Source organism: Pseudomonas sp. B40(2017), from assembly GCF_002112855.1.
GTDB classification, from domain to species: Bacteria; Pseudomonadota; Gammaproteobacteria; order Pseudomonadales; family Pseudomonadaceae; genus Aquipseudomonas; species Aquipseudomonas pharyngis.
Genome location: NZ_NEIT01000009.1, coordinates 181,424 through 194,911, shown reverse-complemented (window position 1 = coordinate 194,911; position 13,488 = coordinate 181,424). Strand labels below are relative to the sequence as shown.

General features: G+C 62.5%; 15 protein-coding genes. 9 read left to right on the top strand and 6 right to left on the bottom strand.

The window, feature by feature from the left end; translation table 11 throughout:
• Window positions 1-155 precede the first annotated feature (155 nt).
• Window positions 156-995 (top strand): DUF692 domain-containing protein, encoded by an 840-nt coding sequence (locus tag CAF76_RS25080; protein ID WP_085648850.1) that lies wholly within the window; start codon window positions 156-158, stop codon window positions 993-995.
• A complete protein-coding gene (locus CAF76_RS25075; protein WP_085648851.1) occupies window positions 988-1,737 on the top strand; it encodes a DUF2063 domain-containing protein in 750 nt (249 codons plus the stop codon). The genes CAF76_RS25080 and CAF76_RS25075 overlap by 8 nt, the downstream gene beginning before the upstream one ends.
• Window positions 1,738-1,866: 129 nt before the next feature.
• Here the strand turns inward: CAF76_RS25075 and CAF76_RS25070 are convergent, their stop codons facing one another.
• The gene (locus CAF76_RS25070) at window positions 1,867-3,174 is read right to left on the bottom strand and encodes an ATP-binding protein (RefSeq protein WP_064595335.1); all 1,308 of its coding nucleotides are present in this window, start codon (window positions 3,172-3,174) and stop codon (window positions 1,867-1,869) included.
• Window positions 3,171-3,911, bottom strand: coding sequence for a response regulator (locus CAF76_RS25065; protein WP_011333526.1), 741 nt, complete (start codon window positions 3,909-3,911; stop codon window positions 3,171-3,173). The genes CAF76_RS25070 and CAF76_RS25065 overlap by 4 nt, the downstream gene beginning before the upstream one ends.
• Before the next feature lie 306 nt (window positions 3,912-4,217).
• Here CAF76_RS25065 and CAF76_RS25060 point away from each other — a divergent pair, with 306 nt between their 5' ends.
• From CAF76_RS25060 to CAF76_RS25050, 3 genes are all read left to right on the top strand, one after another.
• Window positions 4,218-4,487, top strand: a complete 270-nt coding sequence (locus CAF76_RS25060; protein ID WP_007956290.1) for a DUF2790 domain-containing protein — start codon at window positions 4,218-4,220, stop codon at window positions 4,485-4,487.
• Between the two features lie 29 nt (window positions 4,488-4,516).
• The gene (locus CAF76_RS25055; RefSeq protein ID WP_085648852.1) at window positions 4,517-4,855 is read left to right on the top strand and encodes a hypothetical protein; all 339 of its coding nucleotides are present in this window, start codon (window positions 4,517-4,519) and stop codon (window positions 4,853-4,855) included.
• 78 nt (window positions 4,856-4,933) lie between these two features.
• Complete coding sequence (locus tag CAF76_RS25050) at window positions 4,934-6,148, top strand: cytochrome c biogenesis protein DipZ (protein WP_085648853.1); 1,215 nt, start codon at window positions 4,934-4,936, stop codon at window positions 6,146-6,148.
• An 18-nt stretch (window positions 6,149-6,166) separates the two neighbouring features.
• On the opposite strand, the gene CAF76_RS25045 is transcribed toward CAF76_RS25050, so the two are convergent.
• On the bottom strand, window positions 6,167-6,628 hold the full coding sequence (locus CAF76_RS25045; protein ID WP_085613546.1) for a GNAT family N-acetyltransferase: 462 nt from the start codon (window positions 6,626-6,628) through the stop codon (window positions 6,167-6,169).
• Between the two features lie 229 nt (window positions 6,629-6,857).
• Here CAF76_RS25045 and CAF76_RS25040 point away from each other — a divergent pair, with 229 nt between their 5' ends.
• The gene (locus CAF76_RS25040; RefSeq protein ID WP_064595343.1) at window positions 6,858-7,130 is read left to right on the top strand and encodes a DUF4242 domain-containing protein; all 273 of its coding nucleotides are present in this window, start codon (window positions 6,858-6,860) and stop codon (window positions 7,128-7,130) included.
• 32 nt (window positions 7,131-7,162) lie between these two features.
• Complete coding sequence (locus tag CAF76_RS25035) at window positions 7,163-7,975, top strand: class I SAM-dependent methyltransferase (RefSeq protein WP_085648854.1); 813 nt, start codon at window positions 7,163-7,165, stop codon at window positions 7,973-7,975.
• A 63-nt stretch (window positions 7,976-8,038) separates the two neighbouring features.
• Here the strand turns inward: CAF76_RS25035 and pcsA are convergent, their stop codons facing one another.
• The 3 genes from pcsA to CAF76_RS25020 form a co-directional block, all read right to left on the bottom strand.
• Complete coding sequence (gene pcsA, locus CAF76_RS25030; RefSeq protein ID WP_039767868.1) at window positions 8,039-8,761, bottom strand: phosphatidylcholine synthase; 723 nt, start codon at window positions 8,759-8,761, stop codon at window positions 8,039-8,041.
• Window positions 8,762-8,950: 189 nt separating this feature from the next.
• Complete coding sequence (locus CAF76_RS25025; RefSeq protein ID WP_085648855.1) at window positions 8,951-10,252, bottom strand: cation:dicarboxylate symporter family transporter; 1,302 nt, start codon at window positions 10,250-10,252, stop codon at window positions 8,951-8,953.
• Between the two features lie 70 nt (window positions 10,253-10,322).
• Window positions 10,323-11,678: an adenylosuccinate lyase family protein gene (locus CAF76_RS25020; protein WP_085648856.1), complete on the bottom strand. Its 1,356-nt coding sequence runs from the start codon at window positions 11,676-11,678 to the stop codon at window positions 10,323-10,325.
• Between the two features lie 117 nt (window positions 11,679-11,795).
• On the opposite strand from CAF76_RS25020, the gene CAF76_RS25015 reads away from it, so the two are divergent.
• On the top strand, window positions 11,796-12,530 hold the full coding sequence (locus CAF76_RS25015) for a GntR family transcriptional regulator (protein ID WP_064595351.1): 735 nt from the start codon (window positions 11,796-11,798) through the stop codon (window positions 12,528-12,530).
• A gap of 92 nt (window positions 12,531-12,622) precedes the next feature.
• Complete coding sequence (locus tag CAF76_RS25010) at window positions 12,623-13,348, top strand: tellurite resistance TerB family protein (RefSeq protein WP_085648857.1); 726 nt, start codon at window positions 12,623-12,625, stop codon at window positions 13,346-13,348.
• Window positions 13,349-13,488 lie beyond the last annotated feature (140 nt).

The window sequence follows — 13,488 nt, the reverse complement described above, 5'->3', positions numbered from 1 at the left end:
ACGGCAGCGGGTCTGTATCCCACTGTGTACAGACCCGCCGCCGATACAAAACCCGCCACTTCCCGCGCATTGCCCACACAGCCGCGATACACCCTGCGGTTTAACTGAGCCTGTCAGTCGCCACGCCCGGCGACTCCTCAGCAGAGATCTTGCCCATGCAGATTCCCCACCCCACCTTGCAGGCCAGCGTCGGGCTCGGCCTGCGTCGCGGCCTGATGAAAGACCTGCAAGCCGCGCGCACCGGCGATTTCGACTTTCTGGAAGTGGCGCCGGAAAACTGGATCGGCGTCGGCGGTGCCCATGGCGCCGCGCTGCGCGGGCTGGCCGAGCGCTATCCGTTGTCCTGCCACGGGTTGTCGTTGTCGCTCGGTGGCTCGGCGCCGCTGGACGTCGGTTTTCTCCGGGAAGTGCGGACCTTTCTCGATCATCACAAAGTGCCGCTGTATAGCGAACACCTGAGCTATTGCAGCGACGACGGTCATCTCTATGACCTGCTGCCGTTGCCGTTCACCGAAGAGGCGGTGCACCACGTCGCCGCACGGATCCGCCAGGCCCAGGACATTCTCGGCCGGCGCCTGGCGGTGGAAAACGTTTCCTACTACGCCGCGCCCCGGCAGGACATGGACGAAGTGACCTTCACCAACGCCGTGTTGCGCGAGGCCGATTGCGATCTGCTGCTGGACGTCAACAACGTCTACGTCAACTCGATCAACCACGGTTTCGATCCGCAGACGTTCCTGGCCGCCATCGAGCCGGGCCGGGTGGTCGGGATGCACGTGGCTGGGCACTTTGACGAGTCCGACACGCTGAAGATCGACACCCATGGCGCCTCGGTCAAACCGGTGGTCTGGTCGTTGCTGGCCGACGCTTATGCCCGATTCGGCGCACAGCCGACGTTGCTGGAGCGGGATTTCAATTTCCCGGCGTTCTCTGAACTGGTGGCCGAGCTGCAAACCATTCGCCGTCTGCAAATCGAAGGAGGACCGCGTGGATAATCTTCTGCTGCAACAACAGGCGTTGACCCGCTACCTGCGCGATCCAGAGCATGAAATGCCGCCGGCCGACATGAACGCGGCGCGGGTCAATGTCTATCGCGATCTGGTGTTCAACAACGTCTCGCAACTGCTGAGCGGTACGTTTCCGGTGCTGATCCGGATCATCGGCCAGGAACGCTGGCGCACATTGATTCGTGGCTTTCTGCGGGACTATCGGGCGCAGACGCCGAAATTCGGCGAGATCGCCGAGGAGTTTGTCGGTTACCTCGCCTCGGAACCGGCCGTGTTGAGCGAGGGTGACTGGCCGGCGTTCCTGGTGGAGCTGGCGCATTACGAGTGGGTGGAAATGGTGTTGCAGCAGTCCGACGCCGAGCCCTTGCCTGCGAGTGATCCGGCGCAGTTGCTGGAGCGGCCGTTGCAGGTTTCGGCACTCGCCTGGCCGTTGGCGTACACCTGGCCGGTGCAGATGCTCGGGCCTGACCATCAACCGTCTACACCACCGGCCCAGCCAACGTTGTTGCTGGTAAGGCGTGCGGTAGATTTCAGTGTGAAGTTTTCCGAGCTGAGCCCGTTGGCCTGGCGGTTGTTGCAGCGCATTGGCGAGTTCCCTGCGCTGAACGGTCGTGAACAACTGGAAGGGCTGGCGATGGAGGCGGGTTTGCCGGTAACGGCATCGTTCATGGACAGTGGTTTGGCGTTGTTGCGGCAGATGCATGAGGACGGTGTGTTAGGCATTACCTGATCTCACAAACACGACAAATCACATGTGGGAGCGAGCCTGCTCGCGATGACGGTCTGCCAGCCAATGAAGAAGTTGTCTGGACTGACGCCATCGCGAGCAGGCTCGCTCCCACAGGAATTTATGTTTGCTTTAGGTGTGCAGGGGCAGCTTCAGTTCAGCACACAACCCGCCACCGTCACGATTGCTCAGCGTCAGCGAACCGCCCAGCGCCAGCGCCAGTTGCTGGGCAATCGCCAGCCCCAGCCCGGTGCCGCCGGTGCTGCGGTTGCGTGAGTTTTCCACGCGGTAGAACGGCTCCATCACCTGGGCCAGCTCTTCTTCGGCGATGCCCGGGCCGCGATCCATGACCTTGATCGAGAGGCTGCTCTTGTCGCGTTGAATCAGCAGCTCGGCAGCGCCGGCGAACTTCAGCGCGTTGTCGGTCAGGTTGACCAGCACCCGGCGCAAGGCGTGGGGGCGGGTGTCGATGACCGCCTCACTCTTGCCGCTCAATTGCACTTCCTTGCCCATGTCCTGATAGTCGAACACCAGGCTGTCGAGGAACGAATCCAGATTGGTTCGTCGGCTTTCCTCGGTCGAGCCGTGGATGCTGCGGGCATAGGCCACACCTTCGCGCACCAGATGTTCCATCTCGCCGAGGTCGTTCCACAGTTTGTCTTTCTCGGCCGAATCGTCCATGAACTCCGCCCGCAGTTTCATGCGGGTGATCGGGGTTTGCAGGTCGTGGGAGATTGCCGCGAGCAGTTGCATGCGCTCTTTCAGGTACGCGGCGATGCGCGCCTGCATCGAGTTGAAGGCGCGGGCGGCGTAGGCCACTTCGTTCGGGCCTTTTTCGTCGAGGTTGATCGGGTGGGCGTTGGGGTCGAGGGTTTCCACGGCGTTGGCGAGGCGGGTGAGGGGGCGGATGGCGATGCGCACCGCCAGCCAGGTGCAGGCAAGCATCAGCGCCAGTTGCCCGAGCAATACCACCGGCAGCCATGGCGACAGCGGCACCATCGACGGGCGCACATCGATGGTCACCGGGCTGCCGTCGCTCAGGCGCAGGTGGCCCTGAAAGTGTTTTTTCGGGCCGGGAATATCGGTGAACGTCAGCGGATAGGCCTCGCCAATTGCATCGGTAATCGAGGTGACGGCAATCGGTACGTCCTGCGGATCCAGCGGTGTGCCCGGTTCGCCTTCGCTCAGCAGATAGCCGTAATTCTTGCGAGCCAGGCGTTTGAGCCACATCGGGCGCTCTTCGGCGGGCAGGCGGTCGAGGATGGCAATCGAGGTCGAGACGTCGGTTTCGAGGTTGCCGAGCATGGTGTTCTTCGCGCTTTCGTAGCGCTCGTAATATTGCGCGCCGAACGACAGCGCCTGAGCGAGGATCAGGCCGATCAGGAAAATCAGCGACAAGCGGGAGGCGAGGGTGCGCGGCCAGCGCAGGGCGACATTCATGCGGGGGCTCCGAGGACTTCGACCGGCAGCGAGAACACATAGCCTTCGCTGCGCACGGTCTTGATGTAGGCCGGTTCGCGGGCGTCATCCAGCAGGCGCTGGCGCAGACGGCTGACCAGCAGATCGATGGATCGGTCGAACAGATCGGCGTCGCGGCCCTGGGTCAGATTCAGCAATTGATCGCGGCTCAGCACCCGTTGCGGATGGTCGAGGAAAACCCGCAACAAACGGTACTCCGCGCCACTGAGCGCGACCATGGTGCCGTCCTTGTCCAGCAGATGCCGGGCGGAGGTGTCGAGCTGCCAGCGACCGAATGCCAGCAGCCGGCCGCTTTCGGTGACCACCAGATTCGGCGGCAGCATCCGGGTGCGGCGCAGCACGGCATTGATCCGCGCCAGCAGTTCGCGGGCGGCGAAGGGTTTGGTCAGGTAGTCGTCGGCGCCCATTTCCAGACCGAGGATGCGGTCGGTTTCATCATTGCGCGCGGTGAGCATCAGGATCGGCGTGGCCTTGTGTTTGCCCGAGCGCAATTCGCGGCACAGCAGCAGGCCGTCGTCGCCGGGCATCATGATGTCGAGCACGATCAGGTCGACGGTGTTGGCTTCCAGAAAACTGCGCATCTGCCGGCCATCGGCAACCACCGTGGTGCGCAGGCCGTTTTTCTTCAGGTAATTGCCGACCAGTTCGCGAATCTCGCGGTCGTCGTCGACGATCAGGATGTGATCGACATGTTCCATGGGGCCAAACCTCAATCAAAGGGGATTGCCGGGCAGTCTATCGAGCCTGCGCGAGGCCGCCTGCCTGCCTTTGTATTGCAGTGTATCCAGCGCTGTGACGGATACACGCCGACGCAAAAAGCGGATTTTTACAGGGTTTTGTATCGCTGTGTATCCCGGGCGCGCGCGGATACGTAGCGATTTATACACGGCATTTGCCGACACATGCGCGATACCTCGCGAGCTTTAAATGAGCTCCATCGAGGCACACACAGAACGCCTCGGCCCACTCAACGATTCAACCATTGAAGCCCCGAGGAAAACGCCATGAACACCAAGACCAAATCGATCGCTGCCGCTTGCCTGTTTGCCGCTCTGAACATCTGCACCCTGTCGGCCCGCGCCGAAGCCGATGTCACCCCGCAAACCTACTCCTACGGCAGCCACCTGGACATCCAGAAAGTGGTGTCGCTGAAACAGGACAACTCGATGACCTGCGGCATCGTCGACGCCCGCCTGACCTACCTCGACTCGGCCGGCAAGACCCAGGTGCTCGACTACCGCAAATTCGCCGACGGCTGCAACGAAGACAACTGATTACCTACCTCTATAAAAGGAACATCGCCATGAACAACGTATCGCGCTATCTGACCGCTGTTGCCTTCTCCCTCGCCGGCGTCGCGGCCCACGCCAACGCTGCCGTCGAACAGAACAGCTGTGGCAGCAGCACCTGCTTCCAACTGGCTCCGGTGGCCAAGCCGGGCAGCGAAGGTTTGATCGCCGCCGACGGCGCCAGCCGCACACCACAAGGCCAAACACTGGCTGCCGACGGCTCCAGCCGCACGCCACAGGGCCAGACACTGGCCGCCGACGGCTCCAGCCGTACGCCGCAAGGCCAGACGCTGGCCGAGAACGGTGCCAGCCGTACGCCGCAAAGCCAATGGCTGGATAACCAGACGGCTTGAGGATTGAAGGGGGGCTGCCCGTAACGGTCAGCCCCCGATCCAGTCGACAGACCACCCCTCATTCAAAAGGTGAACCTCATGTTTCTCATCGCTTTCCTGGGCGGTCTGTTGACTGTCCTCAGTCCGTGCATTCTGCCGGTGGTGCCGTTTCTGTTCGCCGGAGCCGACCGCACCCGTTCTTCGATCCTGCTGACTCTCGGCGGCATGGCCCTGACCTTTGCCCTGATCTCCAGCCTGGCGGTGGTCAGCAGCGAGTGGGTGATCGAGGCCAGCAACACCGGTCGCCACATTGCGCTGGCGGTAATGGTGCTGTTTGCGCTGTCGCTGATTTCCGCGCGCATCGGTGACTGGCTGGCGCGGCCCTTTGTGCTGCTGGGCAATCGCCTCGACCCCGACGCCCGGAAAAAGACCGGGCCCATGGCGTCGATCATGATCGGTGTCGCCACCGGTCTGCTGTGGGCGCCGTGCGCCGGTCCGATCCTCGGCGTGATCCTCACCGGTGCCATGCTGCAAGGCGCCAACGCCCAAACCAGCCTGTTGCTGCTGGCCTACGGCGCGGGCAGCGCGCTGTCGCTGGGAACGCTGATCTTCGCCGGTCGCGGTCTGGTCAACCGACTGAAACCGTCGATTCCTTTCACTGGCTGGTTCCGCCGCGGCGCGGGTGTTGCGGTGCTGGCGACGGCGGCGGTGATCGCCACCGGTACCGACAACGTGCTGCTGGCCAATACCTCGTCCCAAGGCGTGGCATCGGTCGAGAAAAGCGTGCTGGAGAACGTGCCGAAAGTGGTGGACTACTTCGTCAGCAAAGTCCGTGCAGACTCGACTGAAGACGAGGCGGGCAAAGGCGCGATGCCGTCGCTGTCCGGTGCGGTGCAATGGCTGAACTCGCCGGAACTGACAGCCGAGTCCCTGCGCGGCAAAGTGGTGCTGGTGGACTTCTGGACGTATGACTGCATCAACTGCCAGCACACCCTGCCGTACGTCAAAGAGTGGGAGAAGAAGTACGGCAAGGACGGCCTGGTGGTGATCGGTGTGCACACCCCGGAATACGGCTATGAGCGGATCATCGACAACGTCAAGGATCAGGTGAAGAAGCTCGGCATCACCTACCCGGTAGCCATCGACAACAACTACGCGATCTGGCGCAACTTCGATAACCAGTACTGGCCGGCGCATTATCTGGTCGACGCCAAGGGGCAGGTGCGTTACACCCACTTTGGCGAAGGCAGTTACCAGGCGCAGGAGCAGATGATTCAGCAGCTGCTCAAAGAGGCCAAGGCGCCTGCTGCGTAAACCGCGAAACTCAATGGCTCACAGGTCGCGCACCATGAGCCATTGTTCGTTACCCCAGGCGTGAAAACGCTCCAGCACCGTCCAGCCGCGTTTGGCGTAATAGTCCTGTTTGCTCTGGGTGTGCAGATAGAAACGCGGCAGGCCCCGTTTTTTCGCCTCCTCAGCAATTCCCTCGATCAGCCTTGCTGCCAGACCCTGACCGCGTGATTCGGGGCTGACCAGCACACAGGCCAGCCACGGTCCGAGATCCGGTCGAAGGGCCAGATCCGCCCGGGCCAGTGCCGCACCGCCCAGCAGTCGATCCCCGTCCAGCGCAATCAGGCAACGCCAGTCGCCATTGGTCTGGCCCTCGGCAAATTCGCGCTGCCATTCGGCCAAAGGTTGCTCGGCATATTCGTAGTGAAACTGGCGGTGGATCCACGCCGCGTAAGTGTCGCTGTGCTGCAGGTGATCGGCGAGCCATTCGAGGCGCAAGGACATGATCGAATTCCGTTCCGGTGAGGGCCTGCATGAGAGCCGATCAGCCGGTGCGCTGGCAACCCCCCGACAGTGTTTCGGGGCCTTTACAAAATCCCGCCATTCATCGGCCAATGCCCGGTTTTACGGGCTCTCCGGACGATTGGCAGGGACGCCGGACAGCGCCCGCGCGATAGTGGGCGAGCAGGGCCGCCAACGGCTCTGCCATCCATAAAAAGAATGCGAGGTTGCCATGCCGAAGTTCGTGATTGAACGCGAGATTCCAGGAGCCGGAAAGCTATCGGAGCAAGAACTCAAGGCCGTATCGCAAACGTCCTGCAACGTGCTGCGTGAACTCGGGCCAGAGGTGCAGTGGCTGCAGAGTTATGTGACTGCCGACAAGATCTATTGCGTGTACATCGCACCCAACGAGGAACTGGTGCGCGAACACGCAAGGCAAGGGGGATTTCCGGCCAACAGCGTGTCCCGGGTGACGAGCATCATCGACCCGACGACCGCCGAGTGACGCTTGACCCTTCTGCCGTGGAGCACCCATTCATGAGTACCCCCATTGATCTCACTGCCCTGAAGGAACGCCAGAAAGTCGCCTGGGCCAGTGGCGACTACGCCGTGATCGGCACCACGCTGCAAATCGTCGGCGAAACCCTCGCCGAAGCCTGCGACCTGCGCTGCGATGAAGAAGTGCTGGATGTCGCCGCCGGCAACGGCAATGCCACGCTCGCGGCGGCACGCCGTGGTTGTCTGGTGACGTCCACCGACTATGTCGCGGCGTTGCTGGAACGCGGCCAGGACCGGGCGCGCGCCGAGCATCTGGAGGTGACCTTTCAGGTCGCCGATGCCGAAGCGCTGCCGTTTGCCGATTCCAGTTTCGATGTGGTGCTGTCGACCTTCGGCGTGATGTTCGCCCCGGATCAGGCGAAAGCGGCCAAGGAGCTGGCGCGGGTCTGTCGCCGGGGCGGACGGATCGGCCTGGCCAACTGGACGCCGGAAGGCTTCGTCGGCCAGATGTTCAAGACCCTCGGCCGCTACCTACCACCGCCACCCGTTGCGCAACCGCCCTCGAACTGGGGCGCGGAAGCCTGGCTGCATTCGCATTTCGACGATCGCCAGTTTCAGTTGCAGGTGACTCGGCGCCACTTCAACTTCCGCTATCGCTCGGCGGCGCATTTCATTGATGTGTTTCGCCACTGGTACGGCCCGGTACACAAGGCGTTCGCGGCGTTGCCGCCGGAGAGCGGGCAGGCGCTGGAAACAGACCTGACGCTACTGATCGACGGGCTGAACCGCGCGGGGGCGGAATCGATGGTGGTGCCGAGCGAGTATCTGGAGGTGGTCATCACTAAACGCTGAGCGTCATGCAAAACAACTGTGGGAGCGAGCAGGTTCGCTCCCACAGGGATCCCGACAGGGCTTCTATTTCAGATGCGCGCTGTCAAACCACTCCAGCGCGGTGCGCCAGATGCAGATGCCGAGGAAGTATGCCGACGCCAGCAACCACAAGCCCATCACCAGCGGGTTGATCACCGGGTGATTCAGCACCAGCGACAGGCTGCACAACAGCCAGATCGCCGTCACCGCAATGTTGATCGGCATGAACCGGCGTACCCGAAACGGGTGCAGGAACTTCATGCGGGTCACGGTCAGCAGCGCCAGGCCAATCACCGTCAGGAAGGTGAGCCACGGCCCCGGATCGATGATGTACAGACACAACGCAACCACGTTCCAGGCGGCGGGGAAACCGACGAAATAGTTGTCCTTGCTCTTCATGTTGACGTTGCAGAAGCAGAACAACGACGACACCAGAATCAGCGACACGGTCAGCAGCAGGGTGTAGTCGGGCAGGGGAATGTAGCGATAGATGAACAGCGCCGGGATGAACACGTAGGTCAGGTAGTCGATCACCAGATCGAGGATCGATCCGTCGAAACTCGGCAGCACCGACTGCACGTTGACCTTGCGCGCCAGCGCTCCGTCGAGGCCGTCGACGATCAGCGCCACGCCCAGCCACATCAGGCAGTGGATCGGCTGGTTTTCCAGCAGGGCAAGGGTGGCCAGGAAGGCGGTGACCACGCCGGTCGCGGTGAAACCATGGGCGCCCCAGGCCTTGAGCCTGGCGATGTGGACGGTCGATATCACGAAGGCGTTCTCCAGAAAATGCAGCAAGCCGCGTAAACCCTTGGGCAGCAAGGGTGGCGACCAACCGGGTCGGGTTGCAGCTATCGACCGGTCGGGCCGGGTCAAGGTTCACCCATTCTTGAAGATTAGCTGGCCCTGAAAAAAATTCCCCGACAGGGCCGGGGCATTTTTATGTGACATCGGTAACCGTCAGAGCGCGGCTTCCGGGTTGCGGCCGAACACCCGGTTGTATTCAGCCTTGGCGGTCTGCTCGGTGAACTCGCCTGACCACTTCGACACCACCACTGTGGCCACGCTGTTGCCGATGGTGTTGCAGGTGGCGATGGCCATCGACATGAAGCGGTAGACGCCGAACAACAGCGCCAGACCTTCCACCGGCAGGACGCCAATCGCTGTGACGGTCGCGGCAAACACCACGAAGCTGCCACCGGATACCGCCGCCGCGCCTTTGGAGGTCACCAGCATGATCGCGATGGTTCCCAGTTGTTGCTCCCAGCTCATCGGCACACCGTAGGCATTGGCGATGAACAGTACGCACAACGACATGTAAATGGACGTGCCGTCGAGGTTGAAGGCATAACCGGTGGGCAGTACCAGGCCGACGCTCTGTTTCGAGCAGCCGAACTTCTCGAGTTTTTGCAGCAGACGCGGCAGGGCGCTTTCCGATGAAGCGGTGCCGAGTACGATGAAAATCTCATCCTTGATGTACTTGAGGAACCGCCACAGGCTGAACCCGGAAATACGGCAGACCGCACCCAGTACGACAAAGATGAAAAACGCCACGCCGACGTAAAACATCAGCACCAGATTGGCCAGTGACATCAGCACCGCCGAGCCGTTGCTGCCAACCGCGTACGCCACCGAACCGAACGCACCGAGCGGGGCGAACTTCATGATCAGGTTGATGAACTCGAAGAAGCACTCCGAGACCCGGCTCAGACCATCCTCGATCACGCTGCGGCGTTCCGGTTTCAGCGCCAACAGGGCGAAGCCGAACAGCACCGAAATCACCAGCACTTGCAGCAATTGGCCGCCGGCAAAGGCGCCGACGAAGTTGTCCGGGAAAATCCCGTAGATGAAGTCCATGGTCGACGCCGGGGCATGGCCCTTGGCGACGGCGGCACTGGCGGCTGCGGCAGTGGCGCTGCTCGGGTGAGCGTCGTGCATGCCGGAGCCGATATTCAGCAGGTTGCCCCAGAGCAGGCCGATGGCCAGAGCGATGGTCGATACCACTTCAAAGTAGATCAACGCACGCAGGCCGACTTTGCCCACGCGTTTGATGTCGCCGGCCGAGGCGATGCCGTGGACCACGGTGAAAAACACCAGCGGGGCGACAGCGGTCTTGATCAGCTTGAGGAAGATGTCGCCGAGAATCTTGAAGCTGGCCGCCAGTTCCGGTGCGAGGAAGCCGAAGGCAATCCCCAGCAGCATGGCGGCGATCACCTGAAAGGTCAGGTCTTTGTACAGCGGTTTCTTGTCGGGGGTGGTCATGTCTGCGGTCTCGTTGTTGTTATTGGCGAGCGATGGGCAGAGGGCTCGCGCGCGGCGAGCCCGGTGAGGATCAGCGTTTGACCGAACCCTCACGCGCCAGGGCGATGTCGACCATCTGCGGTGCAAGGCCGATGTAGTTGGCCGGATCGGTCAGGCGCTTGAGTTCCTCGACATCCAGTTGCGCGGTGGCCTCACCCTGGGCCAGCAGCGCGTCGAGCAGGCTGGTGCCCTGATCGTTGGCCATGCGGCAGGCGGCGTAGACCACGTCATGCGCAACCTGACGACCGAGTGCCGGCGCCAGCCCCATCATTACGGCTTCGGCGACGATCAGGCCCTGGGTCATGTCGAGGTTTTTACGCATGCGCTCGGTGCGCACTTCGAGGCCAGCGAGCATGAATTTCGCCTGACCCAGCGAGGCAGCGCTGAGCGCGAAGGCTTCCGGGATGGCGATCCATTCGGCTTGCCATGGGCCGGTGGAGCGCTCGAAGTCCTGAATCATCGCGTCGAGCATCAGACCCGCCTGCTGGCGTACGCCTTTGGCAGCGGCATACATTAGCTCGCAGGAAATCGGATTGCGCTTTTGCGGCATGGTGCTGCTGGCGCCACGGCCCTTGACGAAGGGTTCGTACACTTCGCCCAGTTCGCTGGTCATCATCATCATGACGTCGAGGGCAATCTTGCCCAGCGAGCCGGTGACCAGACCGAGGAAGTTCAGGGTCTCCGCCAGACCATCGCGGGCGACGTGCCAGGTGGCTTGCGGCACGCCCAGACCCAGTTCGGCCATCAGCGCTTCCTGCACTTCCAGGCCTTTGTCGCCAAGGGAGGCGAGGGTGCCCGCCGCACCGGCGAACTGGCCGATTTCCACCCGTGGACGCAGCTCCACCAGACGTTCGGCGTGGCGGTCGAACATGCTCAGCCACACCGCGCACTTGTAGCCGAAGGTGATCGGCAGCGCGTGTTGCAAATGCGTGCGGCCGGCCATCGGCGCGTCGCGATAGCGCTTGGCAAGGTCGGCGAGCAAGCCGCGCACCGCTTGAATGTCGCGTTCGACGATGGCCAGCGCAGCGCGGACTTGCAGGACGACCGCAGTGTCCATGATGTCCTGGGTGGTCGCGCCCCAGTGCACGTAACGGCCGGCTTCACCGCAGGTTTTCGACAGTTGCTCCACCAGCGGCAGGATCGGGTAGCCGACGATTTCGGTCTCGTGCTGCATCAGTGCCAGATCGAGCGAGGCATAGGTTGCCAGCTCGGCAATCTGCTCGGCGGCAGCCGCCGGGATCACGCCGCAGCGCGCTTCGGCCCGGGCCAGGGCGACTTCCACTTCGATGTAGCGTTCGATCAGGGCTTGGTCGGAAAACACGCTGCGCATCTCGGCGGTGCCGAACATGTCGCGGAACAGGGCGGAGTCGAAGACAGTGCTGGACATGAGGGAATCCTGAATATGTTTGTTATTGATCGGACATATATATTATGTCCGTACATAATTCTTGCGCCCTCGCTGATACACTGTCAACTCGCTTAACCATCGGGACTGATGAAAGGTATGAACACGCGCTATGCGGTCGTTGCAAAAGATTTGATGGAGGGCATCTCCAGCGGTCGCTATCCGCTCGGATCGTTGCTGCCGACCGAGTTCGAACTGTGCGAGCTGTACGACGTGAGCCGGCACACTGTGCGGGCGGCCATTACGCAGTTGCAGAATCAGGGGCTGGTCTCGCGGCGCAAGCGGGTCGGCACCCGCGTCGAGTCGATCTCGCCCAAGGGCGGGTACTCGCAGTCGCTGGCCTCGGTGTCCGACCTGGTGCACCTGGCGGAAACCCAGATGCGCAGCATTCAGAACGTCTCCCGTTTTGTCGCCGACATTGCCCAGGCCCGACGCCTGGGCATGGAGCCGGGGGAGCATTATTTTTGCGTGTCGAGCATTCGCGTCGACGAGGAGAACCGGCGGGCGCCGCTGTGCTGGACCGACGTCTACGCGCAGGAAACCTATGCCGAAGTCATCGAGCTGGCTGAACAGCATCCGGACGAACTGATCGCCGCCCTGATCGAGCGCCATTTCGGCCGGCACATCGACGTAGTCGACCAGCAGGTGCGCGCGGTGTTGCTGAGTCCGGAGATCGCCAAAAGCCTCAACGCCGAAGCCGGGTCGCCGGGGCTGAACATCATTCGCCAGTACCGTGACGAGGACGGCGCCCTGATGGTGGTATCGGAAACCACGCACCCCGAAGACCGCTTCACGCTGGTGACACAGATGCGCCGGGAAAAGAGTCCGGGTTGATGCCCGGCGTCAGCCCAACGGTGCTGGCACATCGCATCAGGAGGACTATCGTTGCCTGACGCAGTCATACCCCTTTGCCTGAGGACGACGTCATGAACACCAGCGATCTGCTCGAACAACTGCTGCGGGGCCAGACCTCGGCGGGACAACAAGGTGGCGCGTCGGCCGGCGGGGGAGCGGGTGGGCTTGGCGGGTTGCTCGGCGGTCTGCTGGGCGGCGGCAGTGGCGGCGGTTCTGCTGCCGGAGGGCTGGGCGGCCTGGGCGGGCTGCTCGGCGGATTGCTCGGCGGTGCCGGGGCACTGGGTGGCGGTACGCAGCGTCGTTCCGGCGGCACCAACTACGCGGCGCTGGCTTCGCTGGGCATGATGGCTTTCCAGGCGTATCAAGCCTGGCAACGCAGCCAGGCGTCCGCCGCGCCGCAGCAAACGCCGCAAACCGCAGACCTGCTGTCCGGCCCGCAAGTCGAAGAGCACAGCCACGCCGTCCTGCGGGCGTTGATCGCGGCGGCCAAGGCTGACGGGCGGATCGACGAGTCGGAAAAACACCTGATCAGCAGCGAAATCGGCAGGCACACCGACGACCCGAACCTGCAGCAATGGCTCGACGACGAGGTCGCCAAACCGCTGGATCCCACCGAAGTGGCGCAGGCGGCGCAGAACGATCCGGCCATGGCCGCCGAGATGTACCTGGCCAGTGTGATGCTGGTGGACGATCAGCAGGACGCCGAGCGCAATTATCTGGATGAACTGGCGGCGGCGTTGCAGATCGACCCCGAGTTGCAGGTTCACCTCGAACAGCAGGCCAAAGGCACGGCCTGACCCTCTCACCTCACAGCCTTCGACCGTTCCGTTCAAGCAAGGAGCGAGCCGAAGGCTCCGTCCGTCAGGGCAATTTTCAAGCCGATTGAATTTTTGACGCGCCAAGCCTCTCTGCTGCATTAGAGGCGAGTGACTGAGCG